The organism is Geobacter psychrophilus (assembly GCF_056821595.1).
The window spans coordinates 3,989,249-4,013,643 of record NZ_JBXDTU010000004.1 but is presented as its reverse complement, the minus strand read 5'-3'; the positions used below and the strand labels follow the sequence as shown (position 1 = coordinate 4,013,643).

26 protein-coding genes are annotated in these 24,395 nt (G+C 56.6%); 6 read left to right on the top strand and 20 right to left on the bottom strand.

Annotated features, from left to right (window positions below; translation table 11 throughout):
* Positions 1-6 precede the first annotated feature (6 nt).
* A complete protein-coding gene (locus ACOCF6_RS21225; protein WP_482462319.1) occupies positions 7-1,113 on the top strand; it encodes a PSP1 domain-containing protein in 1,107 nt (368 codons plus the stop codon).
* A complete protein-coding gene (gene metG, locus ACOCF6_RS21220) occupies positions 1,110-2,630 on the top strand; it encodes a methionine--tRNA ligase (protein ID WP_482462318.1) in 1,521 nt (506 codons plus the stop codon). Before ACOCF6_RS21225 ends, metG begins: the two co-directional genes overlap by 4 nt.
* A gap of 66 nt (positions 2,631-2,696) precedes the next feature.
* Here the strand turns inward: metG and ACOCF6_RS21215 are convergent, their stop codons facing one another.
* From ACOCF6_RS21215 to ACOCF6_RS21200, 4 genes are all read right to left on the bottom strand, one after another.
* Positions 2,697-3,542, bottom strand: a complete 846-nt coding sequence (locus ACOCF6_RS21215) for an HDOD domain-containing protein (RefSeq protein ID WP_482462317.1) — start codon at positions 3,540-3,542, stop codon at positions 2,697-2,699.
* A 212-nt stretch (positions 3,543-3,754) separates the two neighbouring features.
* Positions 3,755-4,153 carry a hypothetical protein gene (locus ACOCF6_RS21210; RefSeq protein WP_482462316.1) on the bottom strand — a complete coding sequence of 133 codons (399 nt, stop codon included), beginning with the start codon at positions 4,151-4,153 and terminating at the stop codon, positions 3,755-3,757.
* Complete coding sequence (locus tag ACOCF6_RS21205; RefSeq protein WP_482462315.1) at positions 4,153-4,677, bottom strand: hypothetical protein; 525 nt, start codon at positions 4,675-4,677, stop codon at positions 4,153-4,155. The genes ACOCF6_RS21210 and ACOCF6_RS21205 overlap by 1 nt, the downstream gene beginning before the upstream one ends.
* A 7-nt stretch (positions 4,678-4,684) precedes the next feature.
* On the bottom strand, positions 4,685-5,788 hold the full coding sequence (locus ACOCF6_RS21200; protein ID WP_482462314.1) for an aminopeptidase: 1,104 nt from the start codon (positions 5,786-5,788) through the stop codon (positions 4,685-4,687).
* A 122-nt stretch (positions 5,789-5,910) separates the two neighbouring features.
* On the opposite strand from ACOCF6_RS21200, the gene dut reads away from it, so the two are divergent.
* Positions 5,911-6,375 (top strand): dUTP diphosphatase, encoded by a 465-nt coding sequence (gene dut / locus ACOCF6_RS21195; RefSeq protein ID WP_482462313.1) that lies wholly within the window; start codon positions 5,911-5,913, stop codon positions 6,373-6,375.
* Positions 6,376-6,388: 13 nt separating this feature from the next.
* On the opposite strand, the gene ACOCF6_RS21190 is transcribed toward dut, so the two are convergent.
* Positions 6,389-7,648, bottom strand: coding sequence for a M16 family metallopeptidase (locus tag ACOCF6_RS21190; protein ID WP_482462312.1), 1,260 nt, complete (start codon positions 7,646-7,648; stop codon positions 6,389-6,391).
* Positions 7,649-7,778: 130 nt separating this feature from the next.
* Between ACOCF6_RS21190 and rfbC the strand changes: the two genes are divergently transcribed.
* The 3 genes from rfbC to ACOCF6_RS21175 are packed head-to-tail and all read left to right on the top strand — an operon-like array spanning position 7,779 to position 10,200.
* The gene (gene rfbC, locus ACOCF6_RS21185; protein WP_482462311.1) at positions 7,779-8,324 is read left to right on the top strand and encodes a dTDP-4-dehydrorhamnose 3,5-epimerase; all 546 of its coding nucleotides are present in this window, start codon (positions 7,779-7,781) and stop codon (positions 8,322-8,324) included.
* Positions 8,321-9,601, top strand: a complete 1,281-nt coding sequence (locus ACOCF6_RS21180) for an MFS transporter (protein WP_482462310.1) — start codon at positions 8,321-8,323, stop codon at positions 9,599-9,601. Before rfbC ends, ACOCF6_RS21180 begins: the two co-directional genes overlap by 4 nt.
* Positions 9,602-9,651: 50 nt before the next feature.
* Positions 9,652-10,200, top strand: coding sequence for a DJ-1 family glyoxalase III (locus ACOCF6_RS21175; RefSeq protein WP_482462309.1), 549 nt, complete (start codon positions 9,652-9,654; stop codon positions 10,198-10,200).
* Between the two features lie 67 nt (positions 10,201-10,267).
* Here ACOCF6_RS21175 and ACOCF6_RS21170 read toward each other — a convergent pair whose 3' ends face one another.
* The 15 genes from ACOCF6_RS21170 to ACOCF6_RS21100 all read right to left on the bottom strand — a co-directional run bounded on the left by ACOCF6_RS21170 (position 10,268) and on the right by ACOCF6_RS21100 (position 24,379).
* A complete protein-coding gene (locus tag ACOCF6_RS21170) occupies positions 10,268-11,050 on the bottom strand; it encodes a 3-hydroxybutyrate dehydrogenase (protein WP_482462308.1) in 783 nt (260 codons plus the stop codon).
* Positions 11,051-11,139: 89 nt separating this feature from the next.
* On the bottom strand, positions 11,140-12,324 hold the full coding sequence (locus tag ACOCF6_RS21165) for an acetyl-CoA C-acetyltransferase (protein ID WP_482462307.1): 1,185 nt from the start codon (positions 12,322-12,324) through the stop codon (positions 11,140-11,142).
* Positions 12,325-12,339: 15 nt separating this feature from the next.
* Positions 12,340-12,981 carry a CoA transferase subunit B gene (locus tag ACOCF6_RS21160; protein WP_482462306.1) on the bottom strand — a complete coding sequence of 214 codons (642 nt, stop codon included), beginning with the start codon at positions 12,979-12,981 and terminating at the stop codon, positions 12,340-12,342.
* 27 nt (positions 12,982-13,008) lie between these two features.
* Positions 13,009-13,701, bottom strand: a complete 693-nt coding sequence (locus ACOCF6_RS21155; protein WP_482462305.1) for a CoA transferase subunit A — start codon at positions 13,699-13,701, stop codon at positions 13,009-13,011.
* A 202-nt stretch (positions 13,702-13,903) separates the two neighbouring features.
* On the bottom strand, positions 13,904-14,860 hold the full coding sequence (locus ACOCF6_RS21150; protein ID WP_482462304.1) for a branched-chain amino acid ABC transporter permease: 957 nt from the start codon (positions 14,858-14,860) through the stop codon (positions 13,904-13,906).
* Complete coding sequence (locus ACOCF6_RS21145) at positions 14,861-15,766, bottom strand: branched-chain amino acid ABC transporter permease (RefSeq protein WP_482462303.1); 906 nt, start codon at positions 15,764-15,766, stop codon at positions 14,861-14,863.
* A gap of 179 nt (positions 15,767-15,945) precedes the next feature.
* Positions 15,946-17,169, bottom strand: a complete 1,224-nt coding sequence (locus tag ACOCF6_RS21140) for an ABC transporter substrate-binding protein (protein WP_482462302.1) — start codon at positions 17,167-17,169, stop codon at positions 15,946-15,948.
* 31 nt (positions 17,170-17,200) lie between these two features.
* Entirely contained in the window at positions 17,201-17,917 is a 717-nt protein-coding gene (locus tag ACOCF6_RS21135; protein ID WP_482462301.1) for an ABC transporter ATP-binding protein, read from the bottom strand.
* Positions 17,910-18,662: an ABC transporter ATP-binding protein gene (locus tag ACOCF6_RS21130; protein ID WP_482462300.1), complete on the bottom strand. Its 753-nt coding sequence runs from the start codon at positions 18,660-18,662 to the stop codon at positions 17,910-17,912. Before ACOCF6_RS21130 ends, ACOCF6_RS21135 begins: the two co-directional genes overlap by 8 nt.
* Positions 18,663-18,805: 143 nt before the next feature.
* A complete protein-coding gene (locus tag ACOCF6_RS21125; protein ID WP_482462299.1) occupies positions 18,806-19,600 on the bottom strand; it encodes a universal stress protein in 795 nt (264 codons plus the stop codon).
* Positions 19,601-19,929: 329 nt separating this feature from the next.
* Positions 19,930-21,372, bottom strand: coding sequence for a sigma-54 interaction domain-containing protein (locus tag ACOCF6_RS21120; protein WP_482462298.1), 1,443 nt, complete (start codon positions 21,370-21,372; stop codon positions 19,930-19,932).
* 28 nt (positions 21,373-21,400) lie between these two features.
* Positions 21,401-22,234 (bottom strand): metal ABC transporter permease, encoded by an 834-nt coding sequence (locus ACOCF6_RS21115; RefSeq protein ID WP_482462297.1) that lies wholly within the window; start codon positions 22,232-22,234, stop codon positions 21,401-21,403.
* A gap of 5 nt (positions 22,235-22,239) precedes the next feature.
* On the bottom strand, positions 22,240-22,992 hold the full coding sequence (locus ACOCF6_RS21110; protein ID WP_482462296.1) for a metal ABC transporter ATP-binding protein: 753 nt from the start codon (positions 22,990-22,992) through the stop codon (positions 22,240-22,242).
* Positions 22,977-23,945, bottom strand: coding sequence for a metal ABC transporter solute-binding protein, Zn/Mn family (locus ACOCF6_RS21105; RefSeq protein ID WP_482462295.1), 969 nt, complete (start codon positions 23,943-23,945; stop codon positions 22,977-22,979). Before ACOCF6_RS21105 ends, ACOCF6_RS21110 begins: the two co-directional genes overlap by 16 nt.
* Positions 23,942-24,379 (bottom strand): Fur family transcriptional regulator, encoded by a 438-nt coding sequence (locus tag ACOCF6_RS21100; RefSeq protein WP_482462294.1) that lies wholly within the window; start codon positions 24,377-24,379, stop codon positions 23,942-23,944. The genes ACOCF6_RS21105 and ACOCF6_RS21100 overlap by 4 nt, the downstream gene beginning before the upstream one ends.
* Positions 24,380-24,395 lie beyond the last annotated feature (16 nt).

Genomic DNA, 24,395 nt, shown 5'->3' with positions numbered 1-24,395 from the left:
GAATGAGTGCCACGTATTATATCGATTCAATTTTCAGCCGCCAGCAAGCTGTATGATTTCAATGCCGGTGATATCGAACTTGTCGCGGGTGACCGGGTTGTCGTGGAAACCGAACGGGGACTCAGTATCGCTGAAGTCATGACCGGACCTGTTGAACGCGAAGCGGGCTCTGCCGAAAAACTGGTGACCATCACACGTAAAGCCACGTTCGAAGATCTGGCGACGGTTGAACGCAATAGTCAAAAGGAGAAAGAGGCCTATGACTTCTGCCTGCGCCGGATTGTCGAGCGCAACATGCAGATGAAGCTGGTCAAGGTAGAGTACCTGTTTGACGGCAGCAAGGCGGTATTTTTCTTCACCGCCGACGGCCGGGTGGACTTCCGTGACCTGGTCAAGGACCTGGCCCATACCTTTCATACCCGCATTGAGATGCGCCAGATCGGGGTGCGGGATGAATCGAAAATGATCGGCGGCATCGGCATCTGCGGCCGTGAATTGTGCTGCTGTTCCTGGCTGCGTGATTTTCAGCCGGTATCGGTCAAAATGGCCAAGGAACAGAACCTGGCCCTTAATCCCAACAAGATATCCGGTCAGTGCGGGCGGCTGCTCTGCTGCCTCGACTATGAATATGAAACCTACTGCAGTCTGCGCAAAACCTTTCCCAAATGCGGCAAGCGGGTCCGGACCGCATCAACGAACGGCGTTATCGACAAACTGAACATACTGACCGGCACGATCACCCTCAGGCTGGACGACGGCAAACTCCTGGTCGTAAAACGCGATGAGGTTTTGGGAGATGCAACTGCCGAAGAAACCGCTCCCGTGACCGTACAGAAACCGGCCGGCCGTCAGGAGCAGCGGGAGCGCCCGCGGCAGCAGCGCCCGGCCCGTTCTCCCCAGCAATCAGCGGAGAAGAAACCTGCGGCTGTCGAGAGCGCCGCGTCTCAGGCCCCGGAAAGCCCCAAAGATCAGAAGCCGCAAGCGGATGGCGCCCAGCCCAAAACCGGCAAGAAAAAAAGCCGCAATCGCAGACACGGTCATCGCAAACCTGCAGAAGGCGGCGCACCGGCAGGTGGCGGGTCAAGCAGCGATCCCAACAGGAGTGAACCATGAAACCGACCTTTTACGTAACGACACCCATCTACTACGTCAATGATGTACCGCACATCGGCCATGCCTACACAACGGTGGCCGGCGATGTCCTGGCCCGCTACAAACGCTTGATGGGATACGATGTCTACTTCCTGACCGGCAGTGACGAGCATGGCCAGAAGGTTGAAAAGGCCGCCACCACCGCCGGTGAAACCCCGCTGGAACTGGCCGACCGGGTGGTCAAGCGCTTTCAGGCGCTCTGGGAGCGTTTGGGGATTTCCTCCAACGACTTCATCCGTACGACCCAGGAACGTCATAAAAAGGGCGTGGCCCATATTTTCAAGGATATCCTTGATAAGGGCGACATCTATCTAGGGGAATACGAGGACTGGTACTGCACCCCCTGTGAAACCTTCTGGACCGAGACCCAGCTGATTGAAGGGCGCTGTCCCGACTGCAACCGACCGGTGGAAAAGCTCAAGGAAGAATCCTATTTTTTCCGCATGAGCAAGTATCAGGAACAGCTGCTGGCACATATCGATGCCAATCCGGACTTCATCCAGCCCAAGAGCAAACGCAACGAGATCATCTCGTTTGTCAAGGAAGGGCTGCGGGACCTGTCCGTGTCCCGCACCACGTTTTCTTGGGGCATTCCGGTGCCGGGCAATGAAAAGCATATCATCTATGTCTGGTTTGATGCCCTGACCAACTACATCACGGCACTGGGCTACCCGGATCAAGACGGCAATTACGGACGCTACTGGCCGGTCAATGTACATCTGATCGGCAAGGACATCCTGAGATTCCATGCCGTCTACTGGCCAACCTTTCTGATGGCCGCCGGTCTGCCGCTGCCGGAAAAGGTATTTGCCCACGGCTGGTGGACAGTGGAAGGGCAGAAGATGAGCAAAAGCCTGCAGAACGTAGTGGAACCAAATATGCTGATCGACAAATACGGCGTGGATGCGGTCAGGTATTTCCTGCTGCGCGAAGTACCCTTCGGACTGGATGGCGACTTTTCTCATACCGCTCTGGTCCAGCGTATCAACTCCGACCTGGCCAATGATATCGGCAACCTGCTCAGCCGCTCAACCGCTATGGCTCTCAAATATTTTGATGGGATACTGCCGGCTCCTGCCGAGTTGACTGAAACAGACAGCGTCCTGAAAACCAGGACCATTGAAATGGTGGCAACGGTTGACAAGCTGATGGACGAGCTGGCTTTCAGCAAGGCCTTGCAGGCCATCTGGGATGTCATTTCAGCCGGCAACAAATACATCGACGAATCCGCCCCCTGGGTCCTGGCCAAGGACCCGGCCAAACGGGAACAACTGGCAACGGTTATCTACTGCATGCTGGAATCGCAGCGCATCATCCATACCGTCCTGACAGCCTTCCTGCCATCAACGGCCGAGAAGGCACTGACCAGCCTGGGATGTCCGGGAGCCTGCGATAAGTCGGGGCTTGTATGGGGTGGTTTACAGGCGGGCACGGTTATTTCCAAGGCTGAGGCCTTGTTTCCCCGGATCGAAGGATAGGTAAAAAAAGGGGGAGGCATCACATGCCTCCCCCCTGCTGCACTATCTCACAACTGAAAAAACGCCCTATTCCTCCACTGCTTCTTCCCTCGATTCATCCAGAACAGCTTCCAACTCCACAATCTGCATCTCACTGAGATCAAGAATTTCAGCCTCTCTGGTGTCAATCAGCACCAACTCCGGTTCATGTTTCAATCCCAGCCCGACCCGATGGCAGGCCAGGTTGACAAAGCGGACAATAGCCAGCATCTTGTTGACCGTATCCCACTGTTCCGAGTGATGATCACGGATGACATCACAGTACATGGCCGGAAAATTCCAGTGCTGCATCAATCGATAGCCCTGCTCGACATGCATCGCATCGAAAATTTCCATGATCAGTTCATCATCAAACATGGAACTGATGACCCCGGCTCCCACCAGGCGCTCTATCGATTTGAGTAGATACAGCTTGCCGACATCATGCAGCAACGCTGCCAGGTAGGTCTCGTCGGCCACTCCGCGCATGCCGCAATTGTGTGCCAGCCATTTTGCGCCAAGGGCACAACCGTGGCTGTGCAGCCACAGTGATTTCATATAGCGGTCAAGGGCCTGATTCTCCGAGGCATGGGTAGAAGCCTGGGAAGCGGCAATGGCCAGATTGATCACCTGCTGTGCCCCCAGCCTGATAACCGTTTCCTTGATGGTCGCCACCTTGGTGCGCCCCATATACATCGGCGAGTTGGCCATCCGCAGCATCTGACTGGCCAGGGATTGATCCTCGGTTGCCACCTGGGCGACTTCATCCACCGTAAAATCGTAATCTGTCAGCATCCGCTGGAGTTTGAGGGCCACGGGATGGAAGATCGGCAACTCGATCGGCTGTGAAGCCAGGAGCTTCCTGACGGTTTCTGGCAAGACTACTGCTGGCATGGCTGTCTCCTTTATATCCTGTCGAGCACAGGTAAAATCAAAACGTAGCTTGTTGTTAGTTGATCCTGCAATCCCGGACGTCTCTCAAAATCCTCAGTAAGCTGCCTGGCAGAACGGCCGCTCCTGCGCGCTGCCAACAGCCTCTATTTCAACATGTTGTCGTATGAAACCTCATCAGCAAGTTCAAGTTATCACACTAACTTCGTTCAGCACTAGCACCCGCAACCGCAGTTGTGGCAGACCTTCCTGAATTCACCTGCCGGGGCAATCGTCTCAGGTGCAAAGGCCACTCGCCGGAGCGCTGCGTCGATATCCTCCAGGATATCCAGGTGTTCACTTTTTCCTATGACATGTCCGATGCAGTGGTTTCCCAGACTGTCTTCAGACGATATTTTCACACAGTTGAGCAGATCGGCATAGCTGTTGATCGGAATTACCACGTCCTGATTCTTAACGCAGGTCAGGTCAAACCCCAGTTTCCGCATATCCCTGGTCATACCCGATATAAACTGCCGGAACTCCGCACCTTCAAAATCGAACAGCCAATCTTCCCTGAGATGCTGCTGACCAAGGATTGTTACGGTTATCGTTTTCAACGACCTGCCCGCCATTACACAGTCTCCTTCAATATTCCGACCGTAAGCGGACATTCTGCTTCCCAGGCAACGTAGCCATCACCGTAGATCGCCAGGAAGGTCTCGATACGCTGCCGGTAGTATTCGGATTGAGCGGCCTCTTTCTCAAGCCAGGTCAGCTCTTCCCGGCAGATATAGTGCAGGCCGTGCAGATAGCGATAGAATTCCCGGATACCCTCAAGGTGGCGTTCCAACAGGGCGATCTCGGGGTCAAGGGTATGGGTGATATACCAGTTTGCCGCAAAACGCCTGACAATGCCCGGCTGCGGTCTCACCACGTTTTCGCGGCAAAAATCCAGTACATAATCACGCAGGTAGAAATCAACGCAATAGGCCAGCTCGGAGGCCTGCTGAGGGGTGCGCCCCTTGAGCTGCAGATGCTGATAAAAATGCTTGAGCAGTGATTGGCAGAGTTCATCAACCCGCAGTTCATCCTCCAGGGTGGTGAAATCAAAATCATCGTGTTCGAAATCTATTTCCGGGTGTAGTTCTTCGCTCATGGAGTTCCTATGTATCAGGGTTCAATTGCAGCAGGTCCTTGTGTGCAAACCGGCCGTTTTTCTGGATCAGAATGTCGTCAAACCAGATTTCACCTTCATTCAGGATCCTGACCAAATCCCAATGAACAGCCGAACGGTTGCCGTTATCGCACTCGTCATAGGCCTGTCCCGGCGTGAGGTGAATCGAGCCGAAGATCTTTTCATCAAAGAGGATATTGCGCATCGGCTGACGGATGCCGGGGTTGATGCCCAGGGCGAACTCGCCGATATAGCGGGCGCCCTCATCGGTATCAAGTATCTTGTTGAGGGCAGCACTCAGGCCCCCCTCTGCAACAGCCTTGACAATCCTGCCGTCCTTGAAATCAAAACGTACGCCGTTGTATTCCTTGCCCTGATAGATGCTGGGGCAGTTGTAGGCGATATGACCCTGCACCGAATCCCGCACCGGCGCGGTAAAGACCTCGCCATCCGGCATGTTGAAGCGGCCGTCGCACTTGATCCCCGGAAGGCCGTCGATACTGAAGGAAATATCCGTATCCGGAGCAACGATGCGCACCTTCTTCGTACGGTCCATCAGCTTTTTCAGCTTTTCCTGTTTTTTTGATTCCGCATCCCAGTCAAGGCAGCAGGCCGAAAAGAGGTAATCCTCGTACTCCTCCAGGCTCATCTTGGCTTCCTGGGCAGCCGCATGGGTCGGATAACGGGTCACCATCCAGCGGGTATGCTTGACGCGCTGGTCGATCAGCGGCTTGGTGAGCTTCTGGTAGGCCACCATTGCCTGCTGGCGGGCATTGGCCATGACCATGGAGTTTTCACCGGCAGAGATGCCGATGTACACGGTCAGGGTTTTATAGAAATCCAGCTTATGCTGGGGGAAATGCTCCAGCTGCGGCCTGTTGGCCAGATTATAGAACAGGCGGTCGATCTCGGGGTTGGAGAAGCTGTATTCGACGTATTTCGCTCCGCGCTTCAGACAGAGGGCATACAACTCCTTGACCAGCGGAGCTGCCTCAAAGCCGGCGGCATTGATCAATACCACATCACCCTTTTTTACCCGGGTGGAATAGTCGACCAGTATTTCGGCAAACTGTGCAATGCGCGGGTCTTTCATGACCGGTTCCTTCCACTACTGCTCTTTACTGCGTTTTCATCGTTTAATGTATTGTCGGCTGGAAACAATGTCTGCTATTGTGTCAACTGCGCCGCATATCTCACTTAAGTGCAGGAATTTACATGAACTCAGGTAAAATTGAAACCAAAATAATGAACCCGCTCATGGGTGCCGAAATCCCTCTGCCCGGCTACGCAACTAGCGGTGCTGCAGCTATGGATTTGCGCGCCTGCCTGTCCGAAGCGCTGACGGTGCAGCCGGGCGAAACCGTACTGGTGCCCAGCGGAATTGCCATCAGCATCCACGATCCGGGCTTGGTGGCACTGCTGGTGCCCCGTTCCGGCTTGGGGATCAAACATGGGATTGTATTGGCCAACACGATCGGGGTAATTGATTCGGATTATCAGGGAGAGATCGGCATCGGTATTTTCAATCGCAGCACAACCGCCTACACGATTGAACCGGGTGAGCGCATCTGCCAGATGCTGTTTGTACCGGTTGCACAGGTTTCGCTGGCTGTAGTTGATGAATTCAGCAAGGACAGCGCCCGGGGCGCTGGAGGTTTCGGTCACACGGGCAGATCATAACTGAAAGGTAAATTTATAATTCCAGGCTCTCGGCAGACAGTCCCAAGCCGTTGACCTTACCCATCGCATGGAGGTTCAGACATTCTCCATCAAACAGATTCCCTGCAATTGCCGTGACATCCTGTATCTTCACCTCATCAAACCCGGCCAGGATCGCTTCGATCGGCTGATGGCGACCCAGATAGATTATATTCTTGGCCAGCCTGGTCATCAGACTGTCACTGCTTTCCAGCGACATCAGCAGTTTACCTTTCAATTGTTCACGGGCTGAATCCAGTTCTGCCTGAGAAACCGGTTCACGCTTCAACCGCACCATCTCAGCCAGGGCAATCTCAATCACCTCGCGGCAATGTTTCTGTTCGGTCCCGGAGTAGACGACCAGGGCCCCGGAATCGGCGTGGGAAATAACGTAGGCATACACAGAGTAGGCCAGCCCTTTTTTCTCACGGACCTCCTGAAACAGGCGCGAACTCATACCGCCACCCAGGATTGTCGTGAGCAGGTGCATGGCATAGCGGTCGGGATGGTCCTGCTGCAGAGCACGGGTCCCCATGCAGATCAGGGTCTGCTCCAGGTCACGCTCGATCAGGTTGACCTGACGCCCCCCTTTGGGCCTGAAACTCTGCACATCCGGCTTCCATTTGGATGAAATAACAGAGAACTCCGCTTGCACCAGGTTCACCAGCGTTTCGTGGCTGACATTGCCGGCGGCCGAGATGATGATGTCATCGGGGCGGTAATGACTCTGCTTGTAGGCATAAATCATGTCACGGGAGAGGCCTCCGATAGTCCCTTCCGTACCGAGGATCGAGTTTCCCAGGGCATGGCCGTCCCAGAAACTCTGGTGAAAGCGATCATGGATGGCTTCATCCGGCGAATCGTCCCGCATCTTGATTTCCTGCAGGATGACATTACGTTCCCGCTCGATTTCATCGGCCGGAAAGGTGGAGTGCAGGAATATATCCGTCAGCAGGTCGGTCACCCGCGGCAGAAATTTGGCCAGAACCTTGGCGTAATAGCAGACATATTCATGGCCGGTAAAGGCATTGAGAATACCGCCCATGGAGTCGATTTCCAGGGAGATCTGCCGGGCTGTGCGGCGCTCGGTCCCCTTGAAGAGCAGGTGTTCGATAAAGTGGGCCACACCGTTATATTCGGGAGTTTCATGCCTGGTGGCATTGGCGACCCAGATACCGATCGAAACCGTGTGCATGTGTTCGGCACGCTCGGTAATTACCCGCACGCCATTGTCAAGAACTGTTGAAGTTATCATGGCGGCAATCATACCCCATTTTTCTAATTTTTCCAGCAGATTGATTATTTTTATCAAGAAAGTATATATTGCGGCGCAGTTCCCTTTTTGCTAGAACAGAGCCTCAACTTTACACATGGAGAACTCCGTCATGCACATCATTTCGACTACCATCCCCGACGTCTTGATCATTGAACCCAAGGTTTTCGGCGACGACCGTGGTTTCTTTTTTGAAAGTTTCAACGAGCGAACCTGGCAGGAGCTGACCGGCCTGGACAACCGCTTTGTCCAGCATAACCATTCACGCTCTGCCGGAAACGTGCTGAGGGGGCTGCATTACCAGATACAGCAACCCCAGGGCAAGCTGGTCAGAGTAATCAGCGGCGAGGTATTCGATGTGGCTGTGGATATCCGCCGCAGCTCTGCGACCTTCGGCCAGTGGTTCGGCGCCCTGCTTTCTGCGGAAAACAAGCGGCAGATGTGGGTGCCGGCAGGTTTTGCCCACGGATTCTGCGTCACGTCCGATATCGCCGAGTTCCTGTACCTGACCACCGACTACTGGGCTCCAGAATACGAGCGCTGTATCGCCTGGAACGACCCGGACCTGGCCATTACCTGGCCGCTCTCTGCCGATCCGATGGTATCCTCCAAGGACCAGACCGGCACCTGCTTCAAAGACGCAGACCTGTTCCCATGACCCTTGATCAGGGTGGCAGAGGGTTGCCCGGCATCATCAGCAACAGCCGCTGGCTGGTCCTGATGTGCATCTGCCAGCTCTTCATCATGCTGGTCTTCATCAACTATTCTGCCATCCTGCCGCTGCTGCGGGTGGAATGGGGTATGAGCAATACCCAGGCCGGCCTGATCTTCTCAGTCTATCAACTCGGTTATATCCTGTCCGGGGTGATTCTCAGCACGCTGACAGACCGGATGAACACCCGGGTGATCTTCATTACTGCAGCATTCTGGTCGGCAGCGGCCAACCTCCTCTTCGCATTGTACGCCCACGATTTCACCAGCGGCATGATTCTGAGAGCCCTGACCGGCATCGGCATGGGCGGCACCTACATGCCGGGGCTCAAACTGGTTGCAGAGCGCTTTGACCCGTCCACGCGCGGCAGAGCCATTGGCATATACGTCGGCTCACTAGTCCTGGGGGCCTCGTTCTCACTTGCCGCCACCGGCTGGCTGACCGGTCTGGCCGGATGGCGCACCGCCTTCATGCTCTGTTCTACCGGCGTATTCATGGGGGCGTTGCTCTCCCTGTATGTCTTTAGCGGCTACCATCCGGCTGCCCGCATACTGACCAGTGGCGGTTTCAATGGCGAAGTCATACAGAACCGCCCGGCCCTGCTCATGATTCTGGGCTATGGCGCCCACATGTGGGAGATGTACGGCATGCGCAGCTGGCTGGCGCCCTTCATGACATCAGCCCTGGTTGGATGGGGCATGGAAAACACTCGCGCCACGGGCCTGGCAGCCACCGTCGCCGCTGTCATGGTCGGCATCGGGGCGTTTTCTACCGCCATTACCGGCAGCCTTTCGGACCGCCTTGGGCGCACCACCACCATCAGCATGGTCATGCTGGCAAGTGCGTTGTTGTCTTTAGGCTTCGGCTGGCTGATCAATACCAACCTCTGGCTGACACTGGCAATCGGGCTGATGTACGGATATTTGATCGTAGCCGAGTCCCCGGTCTTTTCCACCGGCCTGACCGAGCTGGTGGCCCCCGGCTACCTGGGATCGGCCATGGGACTGCAGTCTTTGATAGGGTATTCCATGGGCATGATCTCGCCAACGGTTTTCGGCTGGGCTCTGGACACATTCAGGGGCTGGCAGCCGTTCCCGGGCATCAACGGAGAATGGGGCATTGCCTTCGGCTGTCTCGGCCTGGGTGCATTAGCCGGTCCGGTTTTCATGCGGCTGTTGCGCAATGCGCCGGCGAGCATCAAAATGGCGGGTGGACGGCGCTGACACGTTGCGTTGCGCTACGATATCTATAATCCAGGAAGGGAGGAGTGGGTATGCCAAAGGTACTTGTACCGCTGGCCGAAGGCTTCGAGGAGCTTGAGGCGGTGGCTGTCGTGGATGTGCTACGCAGGGCAAAGATAGAGGTCGTCACTGCCGGCCTGCATGCGGGAGCGGTGTCCAGCGCCCGCAACATCAGCATGCTGCCTGATACCACCATCGACAATGTCAGGACAGACGAGTTTGACATGATCGTCCTGCCCGGCGGTCAACCGGGCAGCGACAACCTCAATGCCGATCCCCGCGTCCACAAGCTGCTGGCAGAGTTTCACATGTCAGGCAGGTTGATCGGGGCGATCTGCGCCGCGCCCATTGTTCTGGCAGCAGCGGGACTGTTGGAAGGGAAACGCGCCACCTCCTATCCCAGCTACAGCACCAGACTGGGTGGTGCCCGGTATGAGAACCAGACGGCGGTTGTCACTGACGGCAGCATTATCACCAGTCAGGGGCCGGGGACCGCCATCCAGTTCGCTCTGGCTATCGTATCCCGGCTGGCAGGGCCACAGGTCGCCGAAGAGATCGCAAAGGCCATGCTGGTTCAGTGATGGCCAATTCAAACGCAAAAAGCCCGGCATCATGCCGGGCTTTTTGCGTTTGAACAACAACAGCAGCTTATTGCGCCGTCCAGCCGCCGTCGATCGGCACTGCAGTCCCGGTGATCTGCACAGCGGCCGGAGAACAGAGAAACAGCGCCAGCTGGCCAATCTGTTCGATTGAGACAAACTGCTGCGACGGCTGCTTCTCGGCCAGCATGCTGCGGCCACCCTCTTCGATACCCACACCCAGGGCCTGCGCCCGGGCAACGATCTGCGGCTCGATCAGCTCAGTCCGGGTCCAGCCGGGACAGATGGCATTGCTGGTAATTCCGGTCCCGGCTGTTTCCAGAGCTACGACCTTGGTCAGACCGACCAGGCCATGCTTGGCCGAGACATAGGCCGCTTTGTTGACCGATGCCACCAGGCCATGCACCGAGGCGATATTGATAATCCGCCCCCAGCCGTTTCGGCGCATGTGCGGAAGCGCATGGTGGATCGTATAAAAGCTGGAGGAGAGGTTGATGGCGATGATGGCAGCCCAACGGTCAGGGGGGAACTCCTCAACCGGCGCGGTATGCTGGATACCGGCGCAATTGACCAGAATGTCAACACCGCCAAAAGTGGCTGCCGTGGCCTCAATCAGCGCAGCGATGTCATCCGGCCGGGTCATGTCGGCACCGTGATAATGGACGGAAACCGCGCATTCCGCTTCCAGTCCCGCGCGGGTCGCTTCGATCAGTTTCGGGTCACCCAGACCATTCAGCATGATATTGCAGCCCTGCCAGGCCAGGACACGGGCAATGCCGAGTCCGATACCACTGGTTGAACCGGTTATCAGTGCACTTTTTCCTTTAAGCATTTTATTCTCCTCTTAACCCTTAAAAACAGGATAAGTGCGTTAACGAAAATATTTCCTGCAAGAAATCGCAGAAAATATTTTCTAACTTACTAAACATCCCGCTCCACGACCATAGCGATCCCCTGCCCGCCGCCGATGCAGAGCGCGGCCAGGCCACGCTGCAGGCCACGCCGCTCCAGTTCATGCAGCAGTGTCACCAGCACCCGCGCTCCGCTGGCCCCCACCGGATGCCCCAGCGCAATGGCACCGCCATTCACGTTGACCTTGCGGCTGTCCAGGCGCAGCTCGCGGATCACCGCCAGTGACTGCACGGCAAAGGCTTCGTTCAGTTCCACCAGGTCGATGTCATCCAGGGTCAGACCGGTTTTAACAAGCGCCTTGCGGATCGCTTCCACCGGTCCCATGCCCATGATGCGCGGATCAACCCCGACCGTTCCCCACCCCAGCACCCGGGCCAACGGGCGTATTCCGGCCTGCCGGGCCGCTCCCTGTTCCATCAGCAGGACAGCCGCCGCACCATCGTTGATACCGGACGAATTCCCGGCGGTGACGACACCATCCGGCTGGAAGGCCGGCCGAAGCTTCGCGAGGCTTTCCATGGTGGTATCACGACGGGGATATTCATCATCCGCAACTATGACAGTTTCTCCGCGCCTGCCGGAAATCGGCACCGCTACAATCTCCCGACTGAAGTGCCCTTCACTGACCGCCTTTGCGGCCTTCTGCTGCGACTGCAGGGCAAAGGCATCGGCCTCCTCGCGGGAGATCCGGAACTGGTGGGCTATATTTTCGGCCGTGATGCCCATGTGAATCCCGTGGAAAGCATCAGTCAGGGCATCCGTCAGAATCGAATCCGCCAGGACCCCGCTCCCCATGCGGTAGCCGCTGCGGGCCTTATCCAGCAGATAGGGCGCCAGGCTCATATTCTCCATTCCGCCGGCCACGACCATGTCAGCCTCCCCGGCGGCAATCGCCAGGGCACCCAGGGCAACACTCTTCAGTCCCGAGCCGCACAACTTGTTGACCGTGTAGGAGGGAACATACTCAGGAATGCCGGCCCCGACCGCCGCCTGGCGGGCAGGATTCTGTCCGCAGCCCCCCTGCAGGATCTGCCCCATGATGACCTCTTCAATCTGCTCTGCGCCGGCTCCACTGCGGCAAATAACTTCCTTGATGACAAGTTGCCCGAGTTGGGCAGCGGACATCGTGGATAGCGATCCACCAAAGGAGCCGATCGGAGTCCGGGCTGCAGAAGCAATAACGACGGTGCGCATAACGGTTCCTTTCGCTCAGAGCGTCGGAGACATAATCAGCCGCGGTTCGCTGCAGGCCTGGATATCGGCAGGGGTATATCCCGGCGCGACCTCAACCAGCCGCAGGCCGTCCGGGGTGACATCCAGCACGGCACGGTCGGTGATGATGCGGTTGATCACCCCCTTGCCGGTCAGCGGCAGGGTACAGTTGTTGAGGATCTTGCTTTCACCCTGCTTGTTGCAATGCTCCATCAGCACTACGATCCATTTGGCGCCATGCACCAGATCCATGGCGCCCCCCATCCCCTTGACCATCTTGCCGGGAATGACCCAGTTGGCCAGGTCGCCCGAAGCCGAGGCCTCCATCCCCCCCAGAATGGCCAGATCGATATGCCCGCCGCGGATCATGGCGAACGACTCGGCACTACTGAAGGTGCAGGAGCCGGGAATCATGGTGATGGTCTCCTTGCCGGCGTTGATCAGGTCCGGGTCCAGCTGCTCCTCCGTCGGATAGGGACCGATACCGAGCAGCCCGTTTTCTGACTGCAGCACCACCGTTTTTCCGGCAGGGATATAATTTGCCACCAGGGTCGGCATACCGATCCCCAGATTGACGTAGTAGCCGTCCTCTATTTCCTGGGCGGCCCGTTGGGCCATCTCTTCGCGTGTCAATGCCATGTTTATTCCTTTCTGTTTTCGGGCTTTCTATTTCCGGACAGTGCGGCGTTCGATCCGCTTTTCATGACCGCTGCAGGCGATGATGCGCTGCACGTAGACACTGGGGGTATGAATCTGGTCCGGGTCCAGCTCACCGGTTTCAACCAGTTCTTCCACCTCGGCGATGGTGATGCGCCCGGCGGCCGCCATCATCGGGTTGAAGTTGCGGGCAGTCTTGCGGTAGACCAGGTTGCCGAAGCGGTCTCCCTTCCAGGCCTTGATAATGGAAAAATCAGCCGTCAGCCCCAGTTCCAGCAGATACTCCTTTGCACCGAAGACCCGGGTTTCACGACCCTCGGCAATCGGGGTGCCGACGCCGGCCGGGGTATAGAAGGCCGGGATACCGGCCCCGCCGGCCCGGATGCGCTCCGCCAGGGTGCCCTGGGGAACCAGCTCCACCTCCAGCTCACCGGCCAGATACTGGCGCTCGAACTCCTTGTTCTCGCCGACATAGGAGGAAACCATCTTGCGGATCTGCTTGTTCTGGAGCAGGATCCCCAGACCCCACTCATCCACGCCGCAGTTGTTGGAGATAACCGTCAGGTCGCGTACGCCCGACTCACGCAGACCCTGAATCAGTTTCTCCGGTATCCCGACCAGACCGAACCCGCCTGCCATGATGCTGGCACCGTCGCGGATCCCTTCCAATGCTTCCTGAATGCTTGTGCAGACGACTGCCATATCCTGCCTCCTGGATTTTTCAGACTTTCAAAAAGAATAATTTCAAAAAAGTTCTTACCGCAGAGTACGCAGAGGAACGCAGAGTAAAATCAAACCATTTTGGTTTAAAAGCGTTTCTCCATCTGGCTAATGAGATCTCTTTATCTAACAGTTTTGTTCCTTTGCGAAACTCTGCGTCCTCTGCGGTTAAAATGTTTGTTTATTACAGCGACCTTTTCAGCAGTCTGCCCAACTCACCAATAAACCCGCGCCTGAAAACCAGCACGCACACCACAAAGATGGCCCCGATGATAACGGTTATCCAGGATCCGACCGAGCTCAGTTCGGACTGAAGAGTCACCACGGTGAAGGCGCCAGCCAACGGTCCAAGCACCGTGCCGACCCCTCCCAGCAGCGTCATCAGCACCACTTCTCCGGAGGTATGCCAATTGACATCGGTCAGGGAAGCGAGCTGAAAGACCAGCGATTTCAATGAACCGGCCATGCCGGCCAGGGATGCCGAAATCACGAACGCAATCAGCTTGAAGCGCTCCACCTTGTACCCCAGTGATACCGCACGCGGTTCATTTTCACGGATAGCCTTCAATACCTGCCCGAAGGGGGAATTGATCGTCCGGAAGATGACCCAGAATCCGAGGCAGAACATGACAAACACGAAATAATACAGGTTGAGTCCGAGGGGACTGCCTCCCACGGTGTAGACATGTCCAAGGTCGATCAACCCGAAGAGTTTGCCGCGGGGAATACCCTGCAGCCCATCCTCTCCGCCGGTGAACGGCATCTTCAGCGCCAGGAAATATACGATCTGGGCCAAGGCCAGGGTGACCATGGCAAAGTAGATGCCCTGCCGCCGGATCGCCAGGCTGCCGACAAGATACCCCAGCAGGGCAGCGAACAGCGTCCCCCCCAGAACGCCCAATTCGGGTGTCAAACCGCTGTTCTTGACCAGATACCCGGTTACATAGGATGCCCCCCCGAAAAAGGCGGCATGTCCGAAGGAGAGCAGTCCGGTGTAGCCGAGCAATAGATTGAAGGCAGCGGCAAACAGCCCGAAGCAGAGCAGCTTCATCATGAACACCGGATAGACAACAAACGGCGCCAGCAGACCAAGGAATATCAGGATAATCCAGACGTACCTGTTCATTGCGTGCTTGTACATTTACGACTCCTTCCCGAACAGGCCGGCCGGTTTGACCAGCAGAACAAGTACCATGATCAGGAAGATGACAGTGCTGGAGGCGGGGGCGTAGACTACCTTGGTAAAACCCTCCACAATTCCGAGCAGCAGACCGGTAACAATGGAACCCATAATCGAGCCCATCCCGCCGATGACCACCACGGCAAACACGGTGATGATCATTTCCGAGCCCATGACCGGGCTGACCGAATAGATCGGGGCGGCAAGCACACCGGCAAAGGCGGCCAAAGCCACGCCATAGCCGTAAGTCAGTGTGATCATCAGCGGCACATTGACGCCGAAGGCCTTGACCAGTTCCGGATTTTCAGTTCCGGCCCGCAGGTAGGAACCGAGCTTTGTCCGTTCAATGACAAACCAGGTGCCGAAACAGACCAGCAGGGAGATGACAATCACCCACAGGCGGTATTTCGGAAACATCATGAAGCCGAGATTGACCGCGCCACTCAGTATTTCAGGCTTTGCATCGTAGGGATCGCCGGATACATTGAAGAAATTGGTGAAAACCCCCTGGATAATCAGGGCCAGACCGAAGGTCAGCAGCAGTCCGTACAGGTGGTCAAACTTGTACAGCCTGCGTAGCATGGTCCGCTCAATCACGATCCCCAATACACCTACCACCAGCGGTGCGACGATCAATGCCGCCCAGTAATTGAGGTGAAATTCCGGCATCCCGATCAAGGGGCCTAGCTTGGTGTAGCCCAGGAGAGCCACATAGGCACCCAGCATATAGAGTGATCCGTGGGCAAAGTTGACGATATTCAGCAGACCGAAGATCACTGCCAGGCCCAGGCTCAGAATGGCATAGAACACACCGTTGTTGAGCCCCAGCATAACCTGCGACATGACTGTCTGAAATGAGATCTCCATGACCAACTCCCTCGTGATGAAATCTGCTGTTCATCATGTCCCTCCTCCCCTTGCGGGATGGGGCTAGGGGGTGGGGGTAGTTGCAACGTACAACTTCGTGGCATCCTCACCCACCCCTCAATCCCCTCCCGTCACCAAAAGTAGGTGCCTCTAGGCAAGGGAGGGGAGGCAAATTCCCCCTACTTCTTCACCAGTCCGCAGGCACTCTCGGAAAGCGGCATAAAGGCCTGGTCGGCGGGAACGGTTTTAACTATCTTGAGCAGGTCCCACTCACCCTTGGACTCGGCAGGCTTCTTGACTTCCATCAGATACATGTCATGCACCATGCGCCCGTCAGCCCTGATCTTGCCGTGAACGGCAAAGAAGTCGCTGACATCCATGGATTTCAGTTTAGCCATAACCGCATCCGAATCATCGGTACCGGCAGCCTTGATGGCCTTGAGGTAATTCATGGTGGCGGAATAGGCGCCGGCCTGGTCCATGGTCGGCATGGCCTTGTGAATGGCGTAGAAACGCTTGGCAAAATCGCGGGTCGCCTTATCCCGGTCCCAGTAAAAGCCGGATGTGAACTGCATGCCCTGAGCCACGCTAAGCCCGAGGCTTTTAATATCCGTATCGAAAATCAGCAATCCGACCAGTTTCTGCCCTTTCTTGTCGATGCCGAACTCACGGGCCTGTTTAATTGCATTGGTGGTATCGCCGCCGGCATTGGCCAGGCCGATGATCTGGGCTCCGGATGACTGGGCCTGGAGCAGATACGACGAAAAATCAGACGTGGATAGTGGATGGCGCACGGAGCCGAGCACCTTGCCGCCCAACTTTGTGACAAACTTCGAGGTATTCTGCTCCAGCGAGTGTCCAAAGGCGTAGTCAGCAGTCAGAAAGTACCAGCTCTTGCCGCCACTGGGAACGACGGCCTCCGCGGTAACCTTGCCCAGGGCATAGGTGTCATAGACATAGTGAATCCCATAGGGGGTGCAGGCCTTATTGGTCAGATCGGTGCTGGCCGCGCCGGTGTTCATGGTGATCTTCTTCTTGTCCCCGGCCAGTTTCTGCACCGCCAGGGCGCAGCCCGAGTTCAGCAGGCCAGTGATCATATCCACCTTTTCATTGTCAAACCACTCGCGGGCCTTGGCCGAGGCGATGTCGGCCTTGTTCTGATGGTCGGCGCCGATGACCTGGATCGGTTTACCCAATACCTTGCCGCCGAAATCCTTGACCGCCATCTCCACACCTACCTGCGTGCCTTTCCCGCCCAGCGTGGAATACACGCCCGACATGTCCGTCAGCACCCCGATTTTCACGACACCGTCCGAAATCCCTTTAGCTGCTGCTCCGGCCATTCCACTCGTCATCGTCAGTACGGCAACAGACATCGCCACCTTGGAAAACAGATTTTTCATTGTTGATACTCCTTTCCGTTTGTATACCTGATCAGACCCCCAGGTAATGGTTAAGCTTCTCTCTGCTGGAGACAAGTCTGTCTCTCGGTATCATTTCAGCTATGGCACCATGTTCGATCACATAGTGCCGGTCAGCCAGGTCGGCGGCAAAATGGAAATTCTGCTCCACCAGGATGATGGTGAAGCCCTTTTCTTTCAGTTGGGCAATCAGTCGCCCCAGCGTCTGAACAATGACCGGAGCAAGGCCCTCGGTGATTTCATCCAGCAGCAGAAGCCGGGCACCGGTGCGCAGGATGCGCGCCATGGCCAGCATCTGCTGCTCACCGCCCGATAGCCGGGTGCCCATGCTGCTGCGCCGTTCCTGCAGATTGGGGAACATGGCATAGATTTCCGGCAGCGACATGCCCCCCGCTTTCACCACCGGCGGCAGCAGCAGGTTTTCTTCAACCGTCAGACTGGAGAAGATACCGCGTTCCTCAGGACAGTAGCCCAGCCCAAGGTGTGCGATCCGGTGCGTCGGAATATTGATGGTTTCCACCCCATTGATCGTGATCGAACCACTGCGGCGCCCGACCAGGCCGACAATCGATTTCAGGATCGTGGTACGGCCGGCGCCGTTTCTTCCCAGCAGAGTGACGACCTCCCCCTTGCCGACGGTCAGGTCAACACCATGCAGAATGTGGGACTCTCCGTACCAGGCATGCAGGCCGGAGATCTTGAGCATTTCCCTGTGATCTGACTCAGACATGTTCACTCCCCATATAGGCTTCCAATACCTGAGGATTGCGGGACACCTCGTCATAGGGGCCTTCCGCCAGGATTGCACCGCGCTGCAGGACCGTAATCCGGTCTGCCAGCGTCGATACCACCTTGAGGTTATGTTCCACCATCAGTATGGTGCGATTGGCCGAGACCTGTTTCACCAGCGTGGTAATTTTATCCACATCCTCGACTCCCATCCCCTGGGTCGGTTCATCCAGCAGCATCAGTTCCGGGTCCAGCGCCAGCGTGGTGGCTATTTCCAGCGCCCGTTTGCGGCCATAGGCCAATTCTCCGGTAATTTCCCCGGCGAATTCAGTCAATCCGACAGCCTCAAGCAGCTCCATGGCCCTGTCATTCAGCTGGTCCAGAATTAAATCCGATTTCCAGAAATGATAGGAAACGCCAAGTTTGCGCTGCAGCGCCAGTCGTACATTCTCCAAGGGCGTCAAATTGGGAAAGACCGCCGATATCTGGAAGGAGCGCACAATCCCGCGCAGGGCGATATCGGCCGGCTTTTCACTCGTGATGTCACTGCCGTTAAAATGGATGCTGCCGGAGGTCGGGATCAGAAATTTGGTCAGAAGGTTGAAGACCGTGGTCTTGCCGGCCCCGTTCGGGCCGATCAGGGCATGGATGTGACCGCGCTGGATCTGCAGGTTAACGGCAGACACGGCGGTGAAGCCTTTGAATTCCTTGGAAAGGTTTTTGGTAACAAGAATATGGTCTACCATCTGTTCAGCACCTCATTCATCTCAGCCACATTGAAGAACAGTGTCATATATTTAAACCATCCCCACCCTAACCCTCCCCTTGAAAGGGAGGGGATTAAATACTCCTCCCCTTTCAAGGGGGAGGTCGGGAGGGGGATGGGTTATTAATGCGACATCAAAACAGGAATGGTCATCTCCCGCAGAATCTGGCCCGCCACGGCACCCAGCTGCGAGCCCCTGCGGGAACCGGGTTGATAGGCGCCCATCACCAGCAGGTCGTAGCCCCCCTCGCAGGCGTGATTCAGCAGATTGTCCGCCAGGGTAGCAGTCGTAACCGGCATCTGTTCTGCCCGGCTTTGGATGCCATGACTCAGCAGATGCTCCTGTATGACGTTCCACTGCTCCAGACCCGAATCATCCCCGGAAGCGACTGTCAGCAGCGTCACCTGTTCTGCCGAGTGCAGGATCGGCAGGGCGTCATGCAGTGCGCGGGCGGCTTCACGCCCATTCTTCCAGGCCACCAGAACGCGTGTGCCAACAGCGGGAAAGACACCTGCCGCAGGAACGACCAGCACCGGCCGACCGGATCCGGTTATCAGGTACTCAACGATTGCCGAGGTCCGGCTTGTCCGGCGTGATTCCTGGCTGACAACAATCAGGTCGCTGCTGTGGGAAGCGCTGATCAGGAGTTCACGCGTACCAACCCCGACCACGCTCGACTCGATCCTGCGGCACCGGGAGTCAACACCCGCTATCTTCGCCTGCGCCTGCAACAGGGCTTCGGCAGCAGCTATTTTTTCTTCGGTATGCAGGTAGTGCGGCTGGTAATACGCATAGGTCACGATAGACAGCCCGGTCACCCGTGCGCCTTGAACCCGCGCCAGATTCAGGGCCACGTCGATTCTGCGTTCACAGGCAGGAGAATTGTCCAGATGCAGGAGAATATCTTTGATACCCATGGCGACTCCGAATAAAACAGATTTATACAATAGCAAAGCAAGTGCTGTGCCACGCACGTACCAATTGCGCACACGCAACTCAACATACCTATATTTAACATATTTTATTTAATGGCTTGACAAAACAGCGTAATTACAGCTGCCGACGAAGGGTCATGGTTCCAGATATCTGGAATATCGGGGAGAGTCTTGAGGGATTCAACGATGAGATACAACAGGGGCTAATAACGTAACAAGCTGATTTACTTGAGCCGACAATATCATGATTATACATTTTCCAAAAATGTGGACTCATTCCAGTTTATTGGATTTATCTGCCAATCAGCACATCAGCGGGACGGGATCGACCCGATGTCGTACTGTTCAATCTTGGCATACAGCGAAGATTTACTGATACCGAGCCGGGCGGCGGCGGCCTGTTTGTCACCCTTCGCCTCGCGGATGGCTGTCCGGATCGCTTCCTCTTCAGCCTGCCTGGTAATTGTCTTGAGCGTACGGCCGGTTTCCTGCGCCGGCACGAGGCCGCTACCTTTAACCAGGGCGCCCGGGATGTCGTTGCGCGAAATCGTGGGGCCGATTTTGACGTACAGTGACTGCTCAAGAACATTGCGCAGCTCGCGCACATTGCCCGGCCAGTAGTACTGCCTGAGGATCTCGGCCACATCCGGCTCGACCCCTTCCACCGGTATGCCGGTTTCCTTCTCCAGCTGCCGCAGATGGAACTGGATCAGCTGCGGAATATCGTCACGGCGACTGCGCAGCGGCGGAATCTCCAGCATGACCACGTTGAGACGGTAATACAGATCGTGGCGGAACAGGCCGTTTTTCACCAATGTTTCCAGATCCCGGTTGGAGGCGGCAATTATCCGGACGTCCACGGCCTCGGAGGCCTCGGCACCAACCGGTTCGATCTCCTTTTCCTGCAGTACCCGCAGCAGCTTGACCTGCATGGTCAGCGGCAGCTCACTGATCTCGTCCAGAAAGATCGTACCCTTATCGGCCAGGGCGAACTTCCCCTTCTTCCCTTTTTTCTGGGCCCCGGTAAAGGCCCCTTCCCGATACCCGAACAGTTCGGATTCGAAGAGCGATTCGGGAATGGCCGCACAGTTGACCTTGATAAAAGGACCGAAGGCCCGCTGACTGGCGTTATGGATGGCATGGGCAAACAGCTCCTTGCCGGTGCCGCTCTCCCCCTTCAATAGTACGGTGGTGGTGCTGACAGCCACTTTCCGGCCCAGTTCCTTCACCCATTCCAGCTCCTTGCTGCTGCCGACAATGTGGTTGAAGGAGTATTTGGCGCTCAGGTGCTTGCTGAGCTCGTTTTTATAAAACTCCAATTCTGATTTCAGCTTCTTGAAATTCTCGGTGAAGGTGAAGAGATCCTCGATGTTTTGAAACATGATCTTGCCGACCACCGCCACTACCTTTCCGTGTTCGACGATCGGAATACGGCTGCAGATCATCTCGTGCCCCTTGATCTTCTGCAGTTGGGCAATCTCTGCCACACCGCTTTGTGCCACCAGGTGCATGCGGGTATTCTCGATCACCTCCGTGACGTGCCTGCCGACCAGCTTGTCGATGGTCGTCTCAAGAAAGCGCGCATAGGCATCGTTCACCTTGAGAATAATGCCGTCGGCATCGGTAATCAGGAGTCCCTCGTAGGCGTGCCCCAAGGCGTCCTCCAGCATGAGGCAATCCTTTTCGGCCTGATCAGCCCTGCGGGACAGCGAAAGCAGCAGGTTATGGACCCAACCGCTTGAATGTATGATCATCTGCGCCTCCAGATTCTATATGAAGGAATCAGTTACTAGTATGCGGTGTAAGGATGCGGCGGGCGGTACAGGCAACGCCGAAGAACAGCAGGTTGATCATCACGATCGTAGCGCTGGTGGGAAGATTGCTCAGAAACGATACAAAGATGCCGGCCACAACCGAAAGGCAGCCCTGTAGGGCCGCCAGGGCGATGCAGGCCTTGAAGCTGCGGGCCAGCTGCAGGGCCGAAACAGCCGGCAGGATCAGCAGGGAGGAGATCAGCATGATGCCGACCAGTTTCATGGCCAGCACCACCGACAGGGCCGTCAGCATCACCAGAACGGCGTTGATCAGGTTTGTCCGTACACCCGACACCCGGGCAAGCTCCTCATTGAACGTGATCGCCAGCAGGTCATTGAAAAACAGCCCCAGCAGCAGCATCACCACGCCGAACAGGGCAGCAGCGATCAGCACCTCTTCATGGGTGATGGAAAGGATGTTGCCAAACAGGTAGCTCAGCAGGTCAACATTGTAGCCCCCCCCCACACTGGCCAGCATGATACCGGCTGAAATCCCCACCGCCGATACGATGCCGATGGCCGCATCACCGCTCAGCCGGGCCTTTTCCGTCAGCTTGAGTATGCCGAGCGACGCCAGCAGCACCACCGGCAGCGACACGAGCAATGATGCCGCCGAATAGAGCTTGAATGCAAGGGCAATGGCGGTGCTGCCGAAGGTGACATGGGCCAGACCGTCACCGATCAGCGACAGGCGCCTGAGCACGAGAAACACCCCCAGCACCGAGCAGAGCACGGCAATCAGGGTCCCTGCCAGCAACGCCCGCTGGATGAAGCCATAGGATAAAATTTCAAACATATTCATAGGGTTCAATGCCTGTGGCACATCAGGTGCTGGGAATGTTCGCCGAACAGGGCCGACATCTCAGGGGAATGACAGAAATCATCGAAACTGCCGAAAAAAAGCATGCGCTTGTCCAGGTACAGCATTTTCGTCGCATGCTGGCCAATAACACCCGTATCATGGGTCACCAGCAGGACGGTCACGCCCCGAGAGCGGTTGATGTCGGCAATCAGGTGATAGAAGCGCTCCCGGGTTTCGGGATCAAGCGCTGCCGTGGGCTCATCCAGGATCAGCAGTTCAGGGTTATTCACCAGGGCGCGGGCCAACAGCGCACGCTGCTGCTGACCACCGGAAAGCTCTCCAATCAGCTTAGACCTGATATCGTAAATACCTAATTCATCAAGCACAGCATCAACAATTGCACGATCCTGACGGGTCACGCGCCGGGGGAATCGCTTGAGCGAGAGCAAGCCGAGTCCGACGGTTTCCGCGACTGTTGCCGGGAAGACGGGATTCAGCAACCGCAAGCTCTGAGGCAGGTACCCTACCCGCCCCCATTGCGTGAATCCGTTGCAGGTGACACCGAACAGGCGGGCCGAACCGCTGCTGATCGCCACCAGTCCCAGCAGGGCCTGAACTAGGGTGCTCTTGCCGGAACCGTTGGGACCGACAATGCCCACATAATCACCGCGCTGGACCGCAAAGGAGATATCCTCCAGTACGCACCCTTCGCGGTAACAACACCCCAGACGTTCAGTTGAGACTATTTCGACCGACATGCCAGCCCTTTCTGCAAATTCACCAGGTTCTGTTCCATCAATGCGATGAATCCAACGCCGCGCTGAACATCATCCCTGCCCAGGTTATGGGCTCCATGCAGCTTCAGCACCGCCACGCCGGCCTCAGCCGCCAGCGTTTCGGTCAAGCGCGGCGACAGCAATTCTTCCGCAAACAGATGCCGCACCCCGGAGATCCTGATCTGACGCACCATATCTGCCATGCGGGCTGCCGACGGTTCCGACTCCGATGAAACACCGCTGAGGGATCTATACTCCAGGCCATAGCGCCGGGCCAGATAGCCAAAGGTGTAGTGGCCGCCATGCAGGAACACCCGGGTAGCGCAGGACGAAAGTCCCTGCCGGTAGCGCTGGTCAAGTGCGGCCAGGCGGGCCTTCAGTCCTGCTGCGCTGTTGCGGTATGAGGCTGAATTAACGGGGTCGGCCGCCACAAAACCGGCCAGGATATTGTCCACAATCACGCCCGCATTGGCAAAATCCAGCCAGATATGCGGATCCATGCCGCCGGCGTGTTCCTCCGTGCCATGGCTGGCATGTCCTTCGTGATCAGGTCCCTTTTCACCGGAGACCTTCACATAACTGACACCCTGCCCGGCATTCACTATCCGCAACTGCCCGCGATCAATGCCCTTGATGATTGTCGCAGCCCAGGGTTCCATATAGGGGTTGGTATACACAAACAGGCCGGCCTGGCTGATGCGAATGATATCATTGGGCTTGGGTTCGAAGCTGTGCGGTTCCATGCCGGGCGGCAGCAGCATTGTCACCTCGGCCTTGTCTCCGGCAATAGTGCGGGCAAAATCAAAGAGCGGAAACAGGGTCGTTACAACCTGCAGTTTCGTGGACGCTTTCTGCACCTCTTGTGAGCATCCGTCCAGGATGACGGCAGCACAGACGGCCATCGCCAGGAGTATATACAGGACAACCCGTTTCATGTGGCCACCCGCCCCTGACAACAGGCACCGCAAATCCCGTTGATCTGGAGGATATGGGACGTAACCCGACCGCCGGAGCGCTTGGCATAATCCTGGGAAACACCGTCCAGGCCGCACTGCTCTACATCTTCGACCCGCCGACACGATTCACAGACAAAGTGGTGATGATGCTCCTGATTGGCACAGAGGAAATAATACTGTTTGCGGTCAGCCTGGAAGATCCGGGTGATGACCCCGGCTTCGGCCAGTTCGTCCAGGATGCGGTAGACCGTGGGCAGGCCGACACTGCCAAGTCTGGGTTTGACACGGCTCCAGACCTCATCGGCAGACAAGTAGGACTGTTCGCTCCCCAGACAGTTCATGATCTCCTGTCTGCGGGGCGTCACCTTGAGTTTCAATTGTTTGAGTATTGCTGCACTCTGCGCTGATTCCATCTGCTTGGCCGCCATG

What these genes read in the sequence shown, in the direction of transcription:
- ACOCF6_RS21150 (WP_482462304.1), bottom strand. Translation starts at nt 14,860, where the DNA reads ATGTACAAGCACGCAATGAACAGGTACGTCTGGATTATCCTGATATTC.
- ACOCF6_RS21105 (WP_482462295.1), bottom strand. Translation starts at nt 23,945, where the DNA reads ATGAAACGGGTTGTCCTGTATATACTCCTGGCGATGGCCGTCTGTGCT.
- ACOCF6_RS21130 (WP_482462300.1), bottom strand. Translation starts at nt 18,662, where the DNA reads ATGGTAGACCATATTCTTGTTACCAAAAACCTTTCCAAGGAATTCAAA.
- ACOCF6_RS21215 (WP_482462317.1), bottom strand. Translation starts at nt 3,542, where the DNA reads ATGCCAGCAGTAGTCTTGCCAGAAACCGTCAGGAAGCTCCTGGCTTCA.
- ACOCF6_RS21200 (WP_482462314.1), bottom strand. Translation starts at nt 5,788, where the DNA reads ATGAAAGACCCGCGCATTGCACAGTTTGCCGAAATACTGGTCGACTAT.
- ACOCF6_RS21175 (WP_482462309.1), top strand. Translation starts at nt 9,652, where the DNA reads ATGCCAAAGGTACTTGTACCGCTGGCCGAAGGCTTCGAGGAGCTTGAG.
- ACOCF6_RS21165 (WP_482462307.1), bottom strand. Translation starts at nt 12,324, where the DNA reads ATGCGCACCGTCGTTATTGCTTCTGCAGCCCGGACTCCGATCGGCTCC.
- ACOCF6_RS21145 (WP_482462303.1), bottom strand. Translation starts at nt 15,766, where the DNA reads ATGGAGATCTCATTTCAGACAGTCATGTCGCAGGTTATGCTGGGGCTC.
- ACOCF6_RS21110 (WP_482462296.1), bottom strand. Translation starts at nt 22,992, where the DNA reads ATGTCGGTCGAAATAGTCTCAACTGAACGTCTGGGGTGTTGTTACCGC.
- ACOCF6_RS21100 (WP_482462294.1), bottom strand. Translation starts at nt 24,379, where the DNA reads ATGGAATCAGCGCAGAGTGCAGCAATACTCAAACAATTGAAACTCAAG.
- ACOCF6_RS21160 (WP_482462306.1), bottom strand. Translation starts at nt 12,981, where the DNA reads ATGGCATTGACACGCGAAGAGATGGCCCAACGGGCCGCCCAGGAAATA.
- rfbC (WP_482462311.1), top strand. Translation starts at nt 7,779, where the DNA reads ATGCACATCATTTCGACTACCATCCCCGACGTCTTGATCATTGAACCC.
- ACOCF6_RS21135 (WP_482462301.1), bottom strand. Translation starts at nt 17,917, where the DNA reads ATGTCTGAGTCAGATCACAGGGAAATGCTCAAGATCTCCGGCCTGCAT.
- ACOCF6_RS21190 (WP_482462312.1), bottom strand. Translation starts at nt 7,648, where the DNA reads ATGATAACTTCAACAGTTCTTGACAATGGCGTGCGGGTAATTACCGAG.
- ACOCF6_RS21205 (WP_482462315.1), bottom strand. Translation starts at nt 4,677, where the DNA reads ATGAGCGAAGAACTACACCCGGAAATAGATTTCGAACACGATGATTTT.
- ACOCF6_RS21180 (WP_482462310.1), top strand. Translation starts at nt 8,321, where the DNA reads ATGACCCTTGATCAGGGTGGCAGAGGGTTGCCCGGCATCATCAGCAAC.
- ACOCF6_RS21115 (WP_482462297.1), bottom strand. Translation starts at nt 22,234, where the DNA reads ATGAATATGTTTGAAATTTTATCCTATGGCTTCATCCAGCGGGCGTTG.
- metG (WP_482462318.1), top strand. Translation starts at nt 1,110, where the DNA reads ATGAAACCGACCTTTTACGTAACGACACCCATCTACTACGTCAATGAT.
- ACOCF6_RS21155 (WP_482462305.1), bottom strand. Translation starts at nt 13,701, where the DNA reads ATGGCAGTCGTCTGCACAAGCATTCAGGAAGCATTGGAAGGGATCCGC.
- ACOCF6_RS21210 (WP_482462316.1), bottom strand. Translation starts at nt 4,153, where the DNA reads ATGGCGGGCAGGTCGTTGAAAACGATAACCGTAACAATCCTTGGTCAG.
- ACOCF6_RS21140 (WP_482462302.1), bottom strand. Translation starts at nt 17,169, where the DNA reads ATGAAAAATCTGTTTTCCAAGGTGGCGATGTCTGTTGCCGTACTGACG.
- ACOCF6_RS21120 (WP_482462298.1), bottom strand. Translation starts at nt 21,372, where the DNA reads ATGATCATACATTCAAGCGGTTGGGTCCATAACCTGCTGCTTTCGCTG.
- ACOCF6_RS21170 (WP_482462308.1), bottom strand. Translation starts at nt 11,050, where the DNA reads ATGCTTAAAGGAAAAAGTGCACTGATAACCGGTTCAACCAGTGGTATC.
- dut (WP_482462313.1), top strand. Translation starts at nt 5,911, where the DNA reads ATGAACTCAGGTAAAATTGAAACCAAAATAATGAACCCGCTCATGGGT.
- ACOCF6_RS21125 (WP_482462299.1), bottom strand. Translation starts at nt 19,600, where the DNA reads ATGGGTATCAAAGATATTCTCCTGCATCTGGACAATTCTCCTGCCTGT.